The organism is Mycolicibacterium arenosum (genome assembly GCF_024320865.1).
Lineage (GTDB): Bacteria > Actinomycetota > Actinomycetes > Mycobacteriales > Mycobacteriaceae > Mycobacterium > Mycobacterium arenosum.
On record NZ_JANDBD010000005.1, the window covers coordinates 31,825 to 46,673 of the forward strand.

Annotated in this window: 17 protein-coding genes; 5 read left to right on the forward strand and 12 right to left on the reverse strand. The window is 68.5% G+C overall.

Features of this window, described 5'->3' with window-relative positions:
- Positions 1–18 precede the first annotated feature (18 nt).
- On the reverse strand, positions 19–1,257 hold the full coding sequence (locus NM203_RS13390) for a multidrug effflux MFS transporter (RefSeq protein WP_303624625.1): 1,239 nt from the start codon (positions 1,255–1,257) through the stop codon (positions 19–21).
- Positions 1,258–1,333: 76 nt separating this feature from the next.
- On the opposite strand from NM203_RS13390, the gene NM203_RS13395 reads away from it, so the two are divergent.
- Positions 1,334–1,792 (forward strand): MarR family winged helix-turn-helix transcriptional regulator, encoded by a 459-nt coding sequence (locus NM203_RS13395; RefSeq protein WP_255060467.1) that lies wholly within the window; start codon positions 1,334–1,336, stop codon positions 1,790–1,792.
- On the opposite strand, the gene NM203_RS13400 is transcribed toward NM203_RS13395, so the two are convergent.
- Genes NM203_RS13400 through NM203_RS13430 form a run of 7 tightly spaced genes read right to left on the reverse strand, consistent with a single transcriptional unit; the run spans position 1,779 to position 8,907 of the window.
- Positions 1,779–2,609 (reverse strand): mycofactocin-coupled SDR family oxidoreductase, encoded by an 831-nt coding sequence (locus tag NM203_RS13400; RefSeq protein ID WP_255060840.1) that lies wholly within the window; start codon positions 2,607–2,609, stop codon positions 1,779–1,781. The genes NM203_RS13395 and NM203_RS13400 overlap by 14 nt on opposite strands.
- 9 nt (positions 2,610–2,618) lie before the next feature.
- Entirely contained in the window at positions 2,619–3,455 is an 837-nt protein-coding gene (locus tag NM203_RS13405; RefSeq protein ID WP_255060468.1) for an oxidoreductase, read from the reverse strand.
- 1 nt (position 3,456) lies between these two features.
- On the reverse strand, positions 3,457–4,710 hold the full coding sequence (locus tag NM203_RS13410; protein ID WP_255060469.1) for a hypothetical protein: 1,254 nt from the start codon (positions 4,708–4,710) through the stop codon (positions 3,457–3,459).
- Positions 4,707–5,903 carry a sulfotransferase family protein gene (locus NM203_RS13415; RefSeq protein ID WP_255060470.1) on the reverse strand — a complete coding sequence of 399 codons (1,197 nt, stop codon included), beginning with the start codon at positions 5,901–5,903 and terminating at the stop codon, positions 4,707–4,709. The genes NM203_RS13410 and NM203_RS13415 overlap by 4 nt, the downstream gene beginning before the upstream one ends.
- Before the next feature lie 5 nt (positions 5,904–5,908).
- A complete protein-coding gene (locus NM203_RS13420) occupies positions 5,909–6,352 on the reverse strand; it encodes a nuclear transport factor 2 family protein (protein ID WP_255060472.1) in 444 nt (147 codons plus the stop codon).
- Positions 6,353–6,407: 55 nt separating this feature from the next.
- Positions 6,408–7,262, reverse strand: a complete 855-nt coding sequence (locus NM203_RS13425) for an oxygenase MpaB family protein (protein ID WP_255060473.1) — start codon at positions 7,260–7,262, stop codon at positions 6,408–6,410.
- Positions 7,263–7,293: 31 nt separating this feature from the next.
- Positions 7,294–8,907 carry a flavin-containing monooxygenase gene (locus tag NM203_RS13430; protein WP_255060474.1) on the reverse strand — a complete coding sequence of 538 codons (1,614 nt, stop codon included), beginning with the start codon at positions 8,905–8,907 and terminating at the stop codon, positions 7,294–7,296.
- 96 nt (positions 8,908–9,003) lie between these two features.
- On the opposite strand from NM203_RS13430, the gene NM203_RS13435 reads away from it, so the two are divergent.
- Positions 9,004–9,306: a hypothetical protein gene (locus tag NM203_RS13435; RefSeq protein ID WP_255060475.1), complete on the forward strand. Its 303-nt coding sequence runs from the start codon at positions 9,004–9,006 to the stop codon at positions 9,304–9,306.
- On the opposite strand, the gene NM203_RS13440 is transcribed toward NM203_RS13435, so the two are convergent.
- From NM203_RS13440 to NM203_RS13455, 4 genes are read right to left on the reverse strand one after another with little or no spacing between them, the layout of a single operon-like run.
- Positions 9,303–10,178, reverse strand: a complete 876-nt coding sequence (locus tag NM203_RS13440; RefSeq protein WP_255060476.1) for an SDR family NAD(P)-dependent oxidoreductase — start codon at positions 10,176–10,178, stop codon at positions 9,303–9,305. The genes NM203_RS13435 and NM203_RS13440 overlap by 4 nt on opposite strands.
- The gene (locus NM203_RS13445; RefSeq protein ID WP_255060477.1) at positions 10,175–11,551 is read right to left on the reverse strand and encodes an NAD-dependent epimerase/dehydratase family protein; all 1,377 of its coding nucleotides are present in this window, start codon (positions 11,549–11,551) and stop codon (positions 10,175–10,177) included. Before NM203_RS13445 ends, NM203_RS13440 begins: the two co-directional genes overlap by 4 nt.
- Positions 11,551–11,697, reverse strand: coding sequence for a hypothetical protein (locus tag NM203_RS13450; RefSeq protein WP_255060478.1), 147 nt, complete (start codon positions 11,695–11,697; stop codon positions 11,551–11,553). Before NM203_RS13450 ends, NM203_RS13445 begins: the two co-directional genes overlap by 1 nt.
- On the reverse strand, positions 11,694–12,638 hold the full coding sequence (locus NM203_RS13455) for a manganese catalase family protein (RefSeq protein WP_255060479.1): 945 nt from the start codon (positions 12,636–12,638) through the stop codon (positions 11,694–11,696). Before NM203_RS13455 ends, NM203_RS13450 begins: the two co-directional genes overlap by 4 nt.
- 320 nt (positions 12,639–12,958) lie before the next feature.
- Here NM203_RS13455 and NM203_RS13460 point away from each other — a divergent pair, with 320 nt between their 5' ends.
- The 3 genes from NM203_RS13460 (at position 12,959) to NM203_RS13470 (ending at position 14,846) form a co-directional block, all read left to right on the forward strand.
- Positions 12,959–13,522: a hypothetical protein gene (locus tag NM203_RS13460; protein WP_255060480.1), complete on the forward strand. Its 564-nt coding sequence runs from the start codon at positions 12,959–12,961 to the stop codon at positions 13,520–13,522.
- 61 nt (positions 13,523–13,583) lie between these two features.
- Entirely contained in the window at positions 13,584–14,117 is a 534-nt protein-coding gene (locus NM203_RS13465) for a CsbD family protein (protein ID WP_308212829.1), read from the forward strand.
- Positions 14,118–14,168: 51 nt separating this feature from the next.
- Complete coding sequence (locus NM203_RS13470; RefSeq protein WP_255060481.1) at positions 14,169–14,846, forward strand: IF2 family translation initiation factor; 678 nt, start codon at positions 14,169–14,171, stop codon at positions 14,844–14,846.
- Positions 14,847–14,849 lie beyond the last annotated feature (3 nt).

The window sequence follows — 14,849 nt, forward strand, 5'->3', positions numbered from 1 at the left end:
GGGTAACCACCACCGCGCTCAGCCCCGCGGCGTCAGGCCCGCACCCACTCGCCCACGCCGGCCGGCGCAGGCGAACCCGATCACGGCCAGCGTGATCGTGCACGTCATCACGACCGCGGCGGGCACCGCGGTGTGCTCTCCCGCGATGCTCACCAGGGGTGACACCGCGGCGGCCAGGCCGAACTGGGTGGCGCCGAGCGCCGCGGACGCCGTGCCCGCGGCGCGCGGTGCGGCTCCGAGGGCCAGCGCCGTGGTGTTGCCGAACACCAGGCCCATGCTGCCGACGGTCACCAGCAGGGGCAGCGCGAGCCAGCCCGCGGGAACTCCCGACGTGGCGATCCCGAGCAGGGCGGCCGTCGACGCGAAGCCGATCGCCAGCCCGATGCCTGCGAGCCGCCGCACGTCGTGGCGAGCGGTCAACCGGGCGGACACGGCACTGGTGGCCGTCAACGCCAGCGCGTTGACGCCGAACATCGCGCCGTACTCGCCTGCGCTGAGTCCCATCATCGTCTGGTAGATGAACGGCGACGCCGAGATGTAGGCCATCATCGTGGCGAACGCGCAGCAGAACGCTCCGGCGTGGCCGACGAACGCGCGGCTGGTCAGGTCGCGAAGCGGCGAGCCCAGCGTGGCGCGGGACGCGCGGAGTTCGGCGCGGCGGTGTTCGGTGTGCGTCTCGCGGACGATGACCAGCACGGCGACGAGCATCAGCGTCGACAGCCCGAGGATGACGGTGAGCGCGCCGCGCCAGCCGATCGGGCCGACGAGAAAGCCGCCCGCGAGCGGTGCGATCACCGGGGCCACACCGCCGACGATCATCATCAGGCTGAGCGCCCGTGCGGCGGCCCTGCCGGTGGCGAGGTCGGCGATGATGGCCCTGCCGATCACCATGCCCGCCGCACCCGCGACGCCCTGCAGGAAGCGAGCGCCGACGAGGAACTCGATTGTCGGCGCCAAAACCGTTGCTGCACTGGCGATTACGCATATCGTCGCACCGACGAGCAGGGGACGTACCCGCCCGTAGCGGTCGGACACCGGGCCGAACGCGAGCTGGCCGACGGCGAGGCCCAGCAGAAAGGCCGTCAGGGTCAGCTGCACGGCCGTCGCCGAGGTGTTCAGGTCCGCGACCATCGTCGGGAACGCGGGCAGGTACAGGTCCGTGGCGAACGGCGCCACCGCCGACAGCAGGGCCAGCGTCACCAGCAGGGCCGCGGTGATCGTCCGCCCGCGTTCGGTCGTCGTCGTCCGCTCGTCCAGCGCCGTCACGATCGCCTCCAAAGTAGTTATCAGTTGATACTTATCAAAGTACAACAATCCGGGTAAGCTTGGCGAGATGGGAGAAGGCGACGCTCGTCACACGTCGACGGGCGCCGATGAGCGCCTGGCCGATCTGGCCGACGTGATCCTGGCGCTCGCCAGAACCATCTCGACCGACGCGCACCTCGACCCCGGAATCGTCGATCTCACCTCGACGGAGATCAACGTCATGCGCTTCGTGGACCGCAATCCAGGGGCGTCGCCGGCCGCCGTCGCCGCGGCGACCGGCCTGCAGCGCAGCAACCTCAGCAGGGCGCTTCGCGATCTCGAGGCCAAGGGCATGGTGCGGAAATCCAGTAGTGAGTCCGACGGGCGACAGGCCCGGCTGCACTCGACCGCACGCGCGGCGGAGAACCTGAAACGCCTGCGCACCAACTGGACTCGGCTGCTGACCTCGGCCGGAGCGGACCGCCGCAACCTCGATGCGGCGCTGACGATGCTGACCGACCTGGAGGCCGGACTCAGCGCGCCGTGAAACCCGCGTCCAGCGGCCAGGACGTGCCGGTGATGAATCTGCCGGTGTCGGAGACCAGCCACGCCACCGCGGATGCGATGTCCTCGGGTTGCAGCAGCGCGATGGGCAGGGCGTTCTGCTGAGTGGCCAGCCACGGGTCGGACGCGGCGGCCAGGCCCATGGTGGCCTCGTTGATGATCATGTCGGTGGCCACGCCGCTGGGGTGGATCGCGTTCACCCGAATGGACTGCGGTGCGAGTTGCGCCGCCCAGCCCTGCATCAGCGCGACCAGTCCCCGTTTGGACGCGGCGTAGGCCTGTAGACCGGGCCGATCGGTCCCGGACGCCTTGATTCCCTGGGTGGAACTCACCAGCACGATCGACCCGCCGCGGCCGCCCTCGATCAGCGCCGGAATGGCCGCGTCGACGGTGTTCCACGCCCCGATGAGGTTGACGTCGACGATCTCCCTGAACGTCTGCGCCCGGTCGGGAGTGTCGGTGACCCGGATGATGCCCGCGTTGGCGATCACGATGTCGAGCCGACCGAGTTCCCGCACCGCCTCGGCCGCGACACCGGCCATCGCACCGGCGTCCCGAACGTCGGCCTGCCGGGCCAGGATTCGCCGGCCGAGCCGTTCCACCGCCTCGACGGTCCGGGCCAGATCGTCGACGGTGGCGCCGGGATAGTCGGTCGTCTCTAACTCCCCGCACACGTCGATGGCGACGATGTCGGCGCCCGCGTCGGCCAGGGCAACGGCGTGCGCCCGGCCCATGCCGCGTGCGGCACCGGTGATCAACGCGACCCTGCCGTCGAGTCCGCTGCCCGGCTGCGTCGTCATCACGTCCGGTCACCTCCCACGGGGGAACTCGACGTCCTTGGTGACCGCCTCCCACTGATCGATGGACGCGCTCATCTCCGCGATCTTGTCGCGGACCGCCTTCAACACGTCCCGTCCGAGCAGTAACCGCAGTGGCGGTTCCTCGAGGCTCGTCACCATCAGCACCGCCTCCGCCACCTTGCGGGGGTCACCGGGCAGGTGATTGGCGAACTCCTTGATCATGGTCTTGCGCACGCCGACGTTCTCGTCGTAATCGGCGATTGGCGTTGATGATTCGTGCATCGAGCGGGCGGCCCAATCGGTGCGAAAGGCCCCCGGCTCTATCGCGGTCACCTTGATGCCGAGTGGGGCGACCTCCTTGGACAGCGCCTCGGTCAACGCCTCCAGCGCGAACTTGGTCGACGAGTAGTAGGCGTTCGGCGGGTTGGCCACCAGTCCCGTCATCGACGAGATGTTGACGACGTGGCCCGAGTGCCGCGCCCGCATCCCCGGCAGCACCGCCTTCAGCGTGTCGACGACGCCGAAGTAGTTCGTGTCGAACAGGCTCCGGACCTCCGCGTCGTCACCCTCCTCGATCGCCGACATGTAGCCGTAGCCGGCGTTGTTCACCAGCACGTCGATACCCCCGAACGCGGTCTCGGTCGCCGTGACGGCCGCGGCGATCTGCGCCCTGTCGGTGACGTCGAGAGGCAGGGCGAGCGCTCGGTCTCCGAACTCGTCCGCGAAATCGGCCACCGCGCCCGCCTTACGCGCGGTCGCCGCGACGTGATGGCCGGCTTCGAGTGCGGCACGGGCGATTTCGCGACCGATGCCGGTGGAACATCCGGTGATGAACCAGTTGGCCATGTCAGTTCGTCCCTTCGGGAAGTCGGCGCAGATACGCCGCGCGGCGAGCCGCGAGTTCGGCCGCCCGCTCCGCTGCGGAGACTCGTCGCAACGTCGGCACCTCCCGTTCGAGGTCGTCGATCGCGACGACGCGACCTCGCGCCCCCAGGTCCTCCTTGGGTCCGGTCTCGCCGAACTCCGCCATGCGCAGCGTGAGGATGCCCTCACGCAATCCGTCCGAGTCGATCCAGTTGGCCACACCGGGATCGGTGGGGGCGATGACGTAGGTGTAGGAGCCTTCGTCGTTGGGTGTCGACTGGGCTTTGTTGAGGCTTCCGGTGCGGTCGACGATGTCGAGCGTGGTACCCCAGATGTTGCTCAGCGGGACGGTGAAGTACTCGGCCCCGCCGTCGCCGACGTCGACCACGAAGGCTTCGCCGGGCTGAAGATCGAACCGCCCCATCACGTAGACCTGGTTGCGCATCGCGCCGACCTTGTCCGCGGACCAGGCGAGGTTGAAGTGGTTGGCGGGCATCTTGTACACGCCGTGACTGAGCTTGCCGGTGAAGTCGGCGAAGTAGGCCATCATCTCCGCGGTGGCGTCGGCCTGCTCGTCGCGCGTGCGCGCCGGGCCCTGCGGTGCAGCGCCGCGGCGTTCCACCGCAAGGTGGTTCGGATCGTCGCGGTCCCAGTTCAACAGCACGTCGCGGATGTAGAACTCGTGCGCCTCGGGGGTGGTCTGCACGTGGTTCGGTCTGTCGCCCGCGGGATCGGCGTCGACGGTGATGGTGAACGATCCGTCGGGGTCGACCTCCATGGTCCGGCCGTTGAGCACCGCGACCGTGCCCATGTTGGCGTCCCACAGGGTGAAGTAGTTCTCGGTCATGCGGTGTTCGCCCACCCGGCCGCGGATGACGTACCGCTCGTCGCCGGAGATGGGTATCACCCGGTATACGCTGTCGGGATTGTCGATACCCCAACGAGATCCGGGTATCGCCGCGCCCGCCACGGGATGGCCCAGCCGGGTGATGCAGCTGACCGCGGGGCGCAGCTTGTCCTGGTTGGACGACCACACGGCGGCCGAGAACATCACCTCGTCGAAGGCGTCGTCGAAGCAGGACCGCATCGCGTCGGAGGCCTTGGCTCGCGACAACCACTTCTCGGCGACGCTGCGTTTAGCGGCCTTGACGGTCGGATGATCGAGGAGTTCCAGTGCCGCCAGTTCCTGCTCGTGCTGGGACGCCGTGGCAACCGGGTGGCCGGTGAAGTCGGTCATTCAACACTCCTCGAGGGTGGCGCGTCGGATCGGAATCGCGTGTTGTAGCCGGCGAAGCGCTCGTCGATCACCTGATCGTCGAGCCCGTAATCCGCTGCGGCATAGGGCGGGCGGGCCGGCTCACGGGGCCGCTCGTCGAGCCAGCGACGCATCGCCGTCTCGGCGTCCACTGTCAGCGGGACGCCGACGGCGTCGTAGACCCTGGCGACCTGCCCGATGGGATCGGCGACAGCGGCACCGAACTCGATGTCGGTACACCGCGTCGACTCGTCCGTCCAGCGCGCACGTGTCGCCATCGCGCGGTCGTTCGTCCAGCCCATCCGCTGCAGCCATTCCGAACCGACGCGATTCCGATCCACCGTGTCGGAGTGCATGGCGTGCAGGGTGGCGTTGAGGCTCGCGCCGGATGGGATGGTCTCGCGAGGATCGCGGTGCATGTGCACGACGTGCAGGTCGGGAAACCGGTCGCGCAACGCGTCCAGGTAGCCGAGATGGGCGGGCGATTTGAGTACCCAGCGCTTCACCTGTCCGGAATCGGACACCTGCCGCTTCTGCCACTGCAGGAACTGCAGCATGCGATGCAGGTAGGTGTACGCGGGAGCGAAGTCCTGCGTGTCGATCCAGGATCGGTACGCGGGCAGGTGCGCGCCGGACTCTGGCACGTGGGAGAGGAACGCGTCGGAGAGGAAGACGATCTCCTCCTCGGGTTCGCGGGCGTACATCGGGTGTATCGAGAACAGTTCCGGGGCGAGTTCGCGGGACGTCGCCTCGCGCTTCTCGCTGACGGCGATGCGCGGGTCCTCGACTGCCGACCATTCGTAGTCGAGTTTCGGCGCGACCTCCACGACCTCCCACCCGTACGCGCAGTGGAAGCGGCCGTCGGCGGCCAGCAGGCGCTGAAGCAGTGTCGTGCCGCTGCGCATCATGCCGACGACGACGATCGGGGCCACGATCGTCTCGTCCAGGATCTCGGGGTGGCGCCGAATCCACTCCTGCGCCCGCAGTCGCATCCGCAGGCTGTGGACGAGGCCCGAGCGCAGGATGTGCACGCCGATGTCGTTCAACTCGGCGGCGGCGTAGCTGTCGGCGAGGACGCCCAGTGGTTCGTCGAACGACAGCGGCCCCCAGTCGTCGAGGCTCTCCTTGCGCTGGGCGGTGGCTTTCAGCTCGTCGGCGTCGAAGGGAAGTGGCACCGCGGTCAGAACTTCAGATGGCCGCTGGTGTCGCCGACCTGGTCGACGAACATGATGCGGGTGTCGAACCACCACGAGCCGTCGACCCGGTGGAACGTGTCCCGGTACCGGCCCGTCACGATGACCTGAAGCGGGAGGGCCGGCGTCGCCTGCGTCACGCAGTAGTAGGCGGTGCCGCGCGCGCTCGCCTGCGTGTCGTCGATCCGGATGCGCACGTTGCTGGTGAAGTGCTTCGTCTTGGGCGTGCCGTCGTCGTAGAGCCGGGTCGCCAGCTCGTACATCCGCCGCACGCCGGACGTTCCCTCGAACACGGTTTCCGGGGGGCCGTTCTCGATTCCGCAGATGCGGCCGTGGGCGAAGAGGGCGGCGACGCCGTCGAGGTCACCGGCATCGAGCCGCTCGGCGTACTCGTACACGAGATTCTCGATCTCGCGGGCGGCGTCGCTCATCGTCAGTAGACAAGCAGCCCGAAAGTGTCATGTCAACGACTTGGCGGAATCGTGGTCAGGTTCGGTTGAGCGCCCACCTGATGCCGCCGACCAGTGTCCGGCCGGCGACGCGGACCGCGGTGGCTTCGACGGGCGGGAGGTAGGGCAGCCGCAGCGGCCACCTCGCCCACTGCGGCAGCATGGCGACCGACGTCGCGGCGACGACGCCGTACGCCGGCCGGGCGACCATCGGCAGCGGTGGGGTGAGCAGCAGGTAGCGTGCCGCGTCCCTGGCGGCCGGAGTGCTGTGCAGTTCCGGGCGGAAGTCTGAAAGGCGCTGTGCTAGTTCACTTTCGGTGCGCGGCGGATCGATCACGCCGAGGGCCTCGGCGACGCGGGCGGTGTCGGCGACGTAACCGTCCCGGCCCTCCTGGTCGAGAGGTGCCGCCCCGTACCGCTGGTGTGCGGCCAGGAAGCTGTCGATCTCCGCGATGTGCACCCACTCGAGCAGGTGCGGGTCCGACGCCTCGTAGGGCCGACCGTCGGCCGCGATCCCGTGCACTCGGCGGTGGATGCCGCGCACCTTGTCCACCGCGCGCTGCGCGTCCACGGCGGGCCCGAACGTCGTGACCGCCAGAAAGGTGCTGGTGCGCTGCAACCGGCCCCACGGGTCCCCGCGGTAGTCGGAGTGTTCGGCCACGCCCGCCATCGCCAGCGGGTGCAGCGACTGCAGCAGCAGTGCCCGCAGACCGCCGACGAACATCGAGGCGTCGCCGTGGACGCGCCTGATCGGCCGGTCCTCAGCGAACCACCGCTCGCCGGGGGTGTCGTGGATCCTCGCCCGGTTCGCGGGTCCCTCCGGGCCTGCGACCAAACCGAAGAGCCGCTGGCCGAGGCTATCGCGCACGTTGGTAAGACCTGGTACCGCCATAACGCCGACAGTACGCCGGGGCGACGCTCGCTCAGCTCAGCGCGAACCCCGTGTAGCCGGCCGTCGCGATCTCGTCACACCTGCGCCGGTACTCGGGTATGCCCGCCGTGTAGCCCATGTACATCCGCTTCTTCCCCGGTACGTTCGCGCCGTTGTACCAGGAGTTGCACGAAGGGTGGGCGAGCACGGTGGCGGCGACGATCGACGTGGCGTGCTCGACCCACTCGCGCTGTGCCTCGGGAAGCGCTTCGATGGTGCGGTTTCCGCTGTCGTGCAGGTGTTTCAGGCACGCGGCGATCCACTCGACGTGTTGCTCGAGCGCGGCGACGAAATTCGTGGCCGCTGACGGGCTGCCGGGACCCTGCACGATGAACAGGTTGGGGAAGCCGGCGACCGCCAGCCCGAGGTATGACACCGGCCCCTCGGTCGCCCAGTAGTCGCGCAGCAGCACGCCGTCGCGGCCGCGCACGTCGATACGCGACAGTGCACCCGTCATCGCGTCGAATCCGGTGGCGTAGACGATCACGTCGAGTTCGTGGAAACCCTGCTCGGTGGCGATGCCCGTGGGCGTCACCTCCGTGATGACGCCCTTGCGAAGGTCGACGAGCCCGACGTTGGCGCGGTTGAAGGTCTCGTAATACCCCTGGTCGATGATCGGCCGCTTGCAGCCGAACGGATGGGTCGGCACCAGTGCCGCCGCCGTCTCCGCGTCGGTGACGATGCGGGCGATCGCCTGACCGTACAGCTCGGTCGCCATCCGGTTGGCGTCGATGTCGAAGAAGATGTCACCCCAGTCGAGCGCGCCCATGACGCCCTTCTCGACGGCTTCGGCCTTGTCGTCGGCAGTGGCGGTCTTGATGGGCGGTCGCGCGAGCATGTTGATGAGCACCGAGAACGCCGACAGTCGCGCCGCTCCGACGGGGTGTTCGCGCTGTGCCGCCCGGATGTCGGGGTACTGCGCCTTGAGCTCGTCGAGCTCACCGGGAGCGAACTCGCGGACCCGCCACGGCAGTGTGAAAGCGGGGGAGCGCTGGAAGACCGTGAGGTGCGCTGCCTGCTCGGCGATCACCGGGATCATCTGGACGCCCGTCGAACCGGTCCCGATGACGCCGACGCGCTTACGGGTGAGGTCGAATCCCACTGCGGGCCAACGGCTGCTGTACAGCGACGCGCCTGCGAACGTGTCCACGCCCTGGAAGTCGGGTTCGACCGGAACCGACAGGATGCCCGACGCCGCGACGACGTAGGGCGCGACGAACGTCTCGCCCGACGCGGCCCGTAGCACCCACTCGGACGCCTCCTCGTCGAACGTCATGGCCGCGATGTCGGTGTGCAGCCGAATGTCTCGGCGCAGGTCGAGCTTCTCGGCGACGAAGTGCAGGTACGCCTCGATCTCGGGCTGGGCGGGCATCGTCTCGGTCCACACCCACTCCTGCTGGATCTCGTCGGAGAAGCTGTAGGAGTACTCGATGCTCTCGATATCGCAGCGGGCGCCGGGATAGCGGTTGAACAGCCAGGTGCCGCCGATGTCGTGCGCCTTCTCGAGGACGCACGTGCGCAGGCCCAGCCGGCGCAGCTCGTGCAGCATGTACAGCCCGGAGAACCCCGCGCCGATGATCAACGCGTCGAACCGGTTGTCGTCCATGTCGGCCTCTCTCCCCGCGTGCGAGCCCACCTTATCGAAAGGTCTACAGTATGGTGCTGCGTTCGGGCGCGCCGGAGTACAGTGCACGCTGTGCGGGTGAACGTGAGTGTGGGATTGGTCGTCGGGGTGGCCGGTGCCCTGCTGCTGGCGGCCCCCGCATCCGCCGACGACTGCGCGGACGGCTATCTGGTGCGGTGCCAGCAGGACGGGTCGCGGACGATCATCAATCCCGGCGTCAGCCGCCCGGTCGGCCAGGTGCCCACCGTTCAGGGCGTGCCGTGTACCGGTGAACACCTCGGCGTCTGCATCGCGCTGAGCCAAGCCAACGGCAACGGATTCCCCGGTCTGACAACGGGGCCCGTGCTCGGGCCCGGCGCGATCATCAGGAACAGCCCCTAGGTCGTCGGCTCCGCCGCGGACACGCCGAACACGTTCCCGGCGGTGGATGCGATCGGTTCGGATTCGAAGGAGACTGCGCGCATCAGCGGGCCTATCACCGCGTCGAAGATCGCGGGGATGAGCCGGAAGGCCAGGATCGCCGGACGGTTGATCAAGCCGACCTGTCGCTCGCTGGATCGTCGGCGGTCCGTCGCCCGCACGATGGCCGCGGCGACGACGCCGGGGGCGTCGGCGGTCGGAGGCACCTTCGGTGCGTACCCCAGGTAGTTTCCCGCTGTGCCGTAGACGGGAGTACTGACCGGGCCGGGATAGATTCCGTGGATCCGGACGGCGGGTAGATCCCGGTTCTCCTGACGCAGCACGCGGACGAGGGCGCTGACCGCGAACTTACTCAGTACATAAGGAGATTGATTGGGAACGGCCATGACACCGAGCAGCGATCCGACGAGTACCAGATGTCCGGCTTCGCGCTCTCGGAAGTGGCTCAGCGCTGCCCGCGCGACATTGGCCGCCCCGAGCAGGTTCGTCATGACCACCCCGTCGAACACGTCGGTGGGGATGTCCTCGAAGCGTCCGAAAGCGGTGACTGCGGCGCACTGCGCGGCGACGTCGACCCGGCCGAACCTGGCCACGGCGACGTCGAACAGCTCGTGCACCTGCTCCGAGATTCCGATGTCCGTGATCTGGACGGCGACCTCCGCGGCACCGGCCAGTCGGCACTGCTCGGCGACGGCTTGCAGGGTGTCATCCGACCGCGCCGCCAACACCAGGCGACAGCCGCGCCGGGAGTAGTGCAGCGCCGTCTCCTTGCCGATGCCGCTGGAGGCTCCGATGACTATGACGACCTGAGGTACGTCCTGCTGCGTCGTCATCCGACGGTCCGCCTGCACTCGAACGCGGCCAGGACGTTGAGCACCGAGGTGGCGATGACGGGAGACCAGCCGCCGCGGCGGGTCGCGGCCAACGCGGCGGTAACGGCAACGGGTGCGAGAAGCGCAGCCGGGTCACGACGTCGCTGACGGACCCGGTCGATCGCCATCGGCGTTCCGGACGCCAGGTTCACCGCGATGACGGCGGCGTCGGCGACGCCTGCTCGGCCGAACCCGAGCGCTCTGGCGAGAGTCAGTGCACTCCAGAGTGCCAGTGAGGCATCGTGGATTCGGTCCACCGTGGTTCGCGCTGACATGCGTTTCTCTTCCTTCCGGCCCATCGCGGCGCTGGTTCCCACCGCGCCGCTCGCCAGGCCGTCGAGCAGCTCGTGAGCCGCCTGTGCCGAGGATCTGCTTGGGACCCAACCGAGTTCGTTGCGAGCCCTGGTGGTGTCCATGACCGGGGTTGCGGTGGCGACGTCGTACCAGCCGGTGGTGAGGGCGACCAGGCGCGTCGCGCTGAGCACGCCGATCGCCGCTCGTACGAGTCCGGCGTTCACCTCGACCGGGCGCGCCCCGACGAGATCGGCGATCGCGCGGCGGTCGAGGGCGTCGGCCGCGATGTTGAACGAACCCACCGCGCGCCGCTCCATCAACCGGACCACCGCATCCCCGACGTCGTCGGCGTGGACGAACTGCAGTGCGAGCCCGGCGGGGAGGGGGAGTAGCGGCAGCCGTCCGCGGTGCAGTGCCTGCAATACAGCGCGCGGGACCAGCGGCCCGAGATAGAGCGATCGAATCAGCGCAGCGGCTTCCCGTTGCACCACGACCGTCGGGCGGAACCGCGCCACCGAGGTGCCAGGGTGGTCGGTCTCGTAGTCGTCCAGCATGCGCTCGACGAGAACCTTGTGTCGGCTGTAGGTGGAGGACTGCTGGCCCGTGTCAGGCCACGTTTCGTCGACCGGGGCCGGGGCCCCTGGAGCGTAGACGCCGAGGCTGGACGCGTAGACGAGTTGCTCGATGCCCGCGTTGTGCATGGCCTGCAGAACCGCAGCAGTGCCAAGGACATTCGCGCGGTAGAGGTAGTCGGCGTTGCGAACGGGCTGGGTGGCGAGCGCCAGGTGGATCACCACGTCGGCACCCGCCATCGCAGGCCCCAGCTTCGTCGCGGCGTCGGCCGCGGACAGATCCACCGCGTGCCAGCGCACCCGTTCGTAGATCCGGCCGAGCGTCGGTGGGCGCCGGCAGACACCGACGATCTCAGCGTCCGGAAACTGTTGCGCGAGTGCTCGCAGCACACCGGAGGCGACGTTGCCGGACGCACCCGTCACCACCACCGTACGGCGCGTGACGGGTGCAGTCAGCGGGTCGTTCACTAGCTCGGGGATTCATCCGCGGCGTTCTCGGCCGCCTGCTGCGAACCGGTCGGGTGGTCGGTGTCATGCGGGTCGACGCCGGCGTCCTTCGCTTTGTCGACCGCCGCCGCGCCGCCGGGATCATCGGGCTTCGTTACGTTGCTCATACGTCGGATGCCCCGTTCGTAGAGGCTATTTCGACCTCGGCGGTCGCCTGAATGAGGGCCAGGAGTTCCTTGTCCAGGCCCGGTGCGAACTCCTCGCGGCGTTCGGGGGCGATGGTCATCGGGAACCCCTCGGGCATGAGGGCGGTGCTGAGTTCGGTTCCGTCGTTCGACGGTGATGCGCCGCGGTACAACTTGTCGGCCTGGCTCTCGTCGTCGGCGCTGAAGGTGTACTGAATGCTCTGCAAGCCCATGTCGACCAGCTTCTTGACCTCCGGGAAGCGCTCGGCGTTCGTCTTCGGAATCGGCAGCGCCGCACCCCAGTTCACGCCGAGGCTCTCCAGCGCCTTGGCGAAGGCGTTCTCGTGCGCCTGGTCGCGCACGATCAGGTAGGCGATCGTGGAGCGCGCCGCCTTGTTGGCGGTCATCTCGTAGATGCGGCACTTCTGCAGCCGACCCGTCGATTCGAGCATGAGGTTGTAGAGCAGGTCGAGGACGAGGTTCCCGCTGTTGTAGACATAGGAACCCGACCACGGATTGCCCGCCGCGTCGACGGGCAGCGCACCCTGTGCGCCGACCAGGAAGTGGTGGATGTTGCCGGTGTCCAGGGCGATCTTCAGCGGCGTGGCACCTTTGGCGCCCGGCTTGTCCACCGGATCGGTCTTGCGGCCGTTGTATTCCGGCGAGCCGTCGAGGAGTCGGGAGATCGTGGTGCCGATGAGTTCGACGTGGCTGATCTCCTCGGTGCCGACGCCCTGCAGTAGGTCCTTGTAGGGCTTGGATGCCGCGTCGCCCCGGAAGTTCATGCTCTGGAACAGGTACTGCATCATGGTGCGCATCTCGCCGAACTGGCCACCGAGGCCCTCCTGCAGGGCGTTCGCGGCGGCAGGATCGGGCTCGTCGACGGCGATCTCGTTGATGAGCTGCTCGGTGTGTAGGTACATGGTGGTGCTCCTGGATTGTCTTCCGGTGCTGATCTCTCAGCAAGGCAACGACGACGCTCAACGGTTCTGGCGGAGCTCTCGTCGTTGGTGGGCGGTACCCCGGCCGAGGCAGCGCAAACGACTCGGGTCAGCGCGTTATCCCTCGAATTTCGAAGGACTTTCGTGCTCGATTGGGCTCGCCGGTTCGGTTTGAGACCCCGGGATTCGGCAACTCCTCATCTGCGAGCGTCTGCGCTCGCCGAGTCGCGTCTAGCTCCCGGCGCTTCATGCAGGGACCGCCGATCGGCGCTCTGGACGTACTTTTCGAATTCGAGGACACCATGACCACCCGTAACACCCTGGAAAGATCCCTGCACGACGTCGGGGCCGCGGCCTGGTTCGGCGGCTCCCTCATGGGAGCAGTCGGCGTCAACGGAGCGGCCGACGCCGTCCGTGACCCGAAGGACCGTGCCAGGACGGCGGCAATGGGCTGGGCGAAGTGGTCGCCGGTCAACGCCGTCGCCATCGGCGCCCACCTCATCGGCGGCGCCGCCGTCCTGTACGCCAACCGAGGACGCGCGAAGAACCAAGCAGGCGTCACCTCGAACACGATCGTCAAGTTGGCACTCACCGGTGCGGCCCTGGCCGCCACGGTGTACAGCGGCGTACTGGGTGCGAAAACCGCCGAGGGCGACGGTCATCCGGTGGACGGGGCGACCGATCCCTCCGCTTCGACACCCGACGACGTGGCGTCGGCGCAACGGCAGCTCCGCTATCTGCAGTGGGCCCTTCCCGCCCTCACCGGAGCCATCGTCGTTCTCGGGTCGCAGCAGGGGGAGCAGCAGCGCCCGAGCCAGATCCTGGCCGGGGTCGGCACCAAGCTGGCCCGACGCGCACAGGACTGATCACCCACCATTCGAACGGGCCCGCGCGGGCGCCGTTCTCACTCGTACCGAAGGAGCAGCAATGTCAGAGCACGAAAAGGCCGACCAGGCACGCAAGGGTCTGATCGATTCCGTCAAGGGCAAGGCCAAGGAGGTCGTCGGCGCCGTGACGGGCAACGACTCCCTGACCGCCGAGGGCCAACTCGATCAGACCCAGGCCAAGGAGCGCAAGGAGGCGAACAGCGTCGAAGCGATCGCCGACGCCGAGTCCGAGCAGGCGCTGTCGGAAGCAGTCGACGCAAAGGTCGATGGTGCACAGGAGCGCAATGCGGTGAACGCGCAGAAGGCGGCCGCCGACCAGGTCGTGCAGGGTCAGCAGAACGCGCAGAAGGCCGAAGCCGAGCGTGTCGGTGCGCAGCAGGCGGCCGCGGCTCGCACGCAGGCCGAGATCGACGCGCAGCGTGACGTCGACGAGGCGAAGGCCAGGGAACGCGCCGATGTGCGGGCCGCAGCCGACGAGGCCGTCGAGGCGGTCGAAGAGCACCAGACCGCAGACCGCCTGGCCACCCGTGCCCACGAGGAAGCCGATCGGATCAGGGCTCGGCCGACCGCCTGACCAGCGACGCCGACCTTCCCTGATCACCCCCGACACACCAAGGAGTCATCCATGAGCATCACCACCATCCCGCGCGCCGTGCTGCGGTTCCAGTACCGTCTCGTCCGCCTGCCCCTGCAACTGATCGAGGACCGTGTCGTCGTCCGGATGGGCGAGGAGACGCCCGGCCGACTCTTCTACGAACGGTCACTCGGCGTCCTCGACGCCACCGTCGGCCACGTGCTGGGGGACTCCACCGTCGCCAGGCGCGGCGCCGCGATGAGCGAGCGCGCCGACGCGCGCGGCCGCGCTGCGCGGTTGGATGCGGCCGCATCGGCCAAGGAGGAGCACGCCGAAACCGAACTCGAGGCCAGGAGAAACCAGGTCGCCGAGGACCAGAAGCAGGCTCGCGACGACAAGGCGCAGCGCGTCGAGCAGGCGCGCATCGAGGCCGAAGAGCGCAAGCGCGAAGCGGGCGAGGCTGCGCAGAAGCGGACCGCCGCTGCCAAACAGCAGGCCGACCAGGTAGCCGCGAACCGCAAGGCATCGGTTGCCAACACCGAGTGGGCGGCCAAGCAGAGCATCGCGGCGGACGAGAAGCGCGCCACCGACGACGCCAAGGCCAAGCTGGACGAGGCGCGAACCAAGCGCGACGAAGCCGACGCCAAGCGCGCCCGCGCCGATCGGGTCGAGGAGTTGGCGGACGTCGAGAAGAGTTCGCGTCAGGCCGCCCGAGCCAGAAAGTCCTGACCC

Bases quoted from the DNA above. Each gene is read 5' to 3' on its own strand.
- NM203_RS13400 (WP_255060840.1), bottom strand. From the start codon at position 2,609: ATGACGACGCAGCCGGGCAGCGGACTCGACGGCAGGGTCGCGTTGATC.
- NM203_RS13455 (WP_255060479.1), bottom strand. From the start codon at position 12,638: ATGTACCTACACACCGAGCAGCTCATCAACGAGATCGCCGTCGACGAG.
- NM203_RS13450 (WP_255060478.1), bottom strand. From the start codon at position 11,697: ATGAGCAACGTAACGAAGCCCGATGATCCCGGCGGCGCGGCGGCGGTC.
- NM203_RS13420 (WP_255060472.1), bottom strand. From the start codon at position 6,352: ATGAGCGACGCCGCCCGCGAGATCGAGAATCTCGTGTACGAGTACGCC.
- NM203_RS13410 (WP_255060469.1), bottom strand. From the start codon at position 4,710: ATGACCGACTTCACCGGCCACCCGGTTGCCACGGCGTCCCAGCACGAG.
- NM203_RS13405 (WP_255060468.1), bottom strand. From the start codon at position 3,455: ATGGCCAACTGGTTCATCACCGGATGTTCCACCGGCATCGGTCGCGAA.
- NM203_RS13465 (WP_308212829.1), top strand. From the start codon at position 13,584: ATGTCAGAGCACGAAAAGGCCGACCAGGCACGCAAGGGTCTGATCGAT.
- NM203_RS13440 (WP_255060476.1), bottom strand. From the start codon at position 10,178: ATGACGACGCAGCAGGACGTACCTCAGGTCGTCATAGTCATCGGAGCC.
- NM203_RS13470 (WP_255060481.1), top strand. From the start codon at position 14,169: ATGAGCATCACCACCATCCCGCGCGCCGTGCTGCGGTTCCAGTACCGT.
- NM203_RS13425 (WP_255060473.1), bottom strand. From the start codon at position 7,262: ATGGCGGTACCAGGTCTTACCAACGTGCGCGATAGCCTCGGCCAGCGG.
- NM203_RS13460 (WP_255060480.1), top strand. From the start codon at position 12,959: ATGACCACCCGTAACACCCTGGAAAGATCCCTGCACGACGTCGGGGCC.
- NM203_RS13395 (WP_255060467.1), top strand. From the start codon at position 1,334: ATGGGAGAAGGCGACGCTCGTCACACGTCGACGGGCGCCGATGAGCGC.
- NM203_RS13430 (WP_255060474.1), bottom strand. From the start codon at position 8,907: ATGGACGACAACCGGTTCGACGCGTTGATCATCGGCGCGGGGTTCTCC.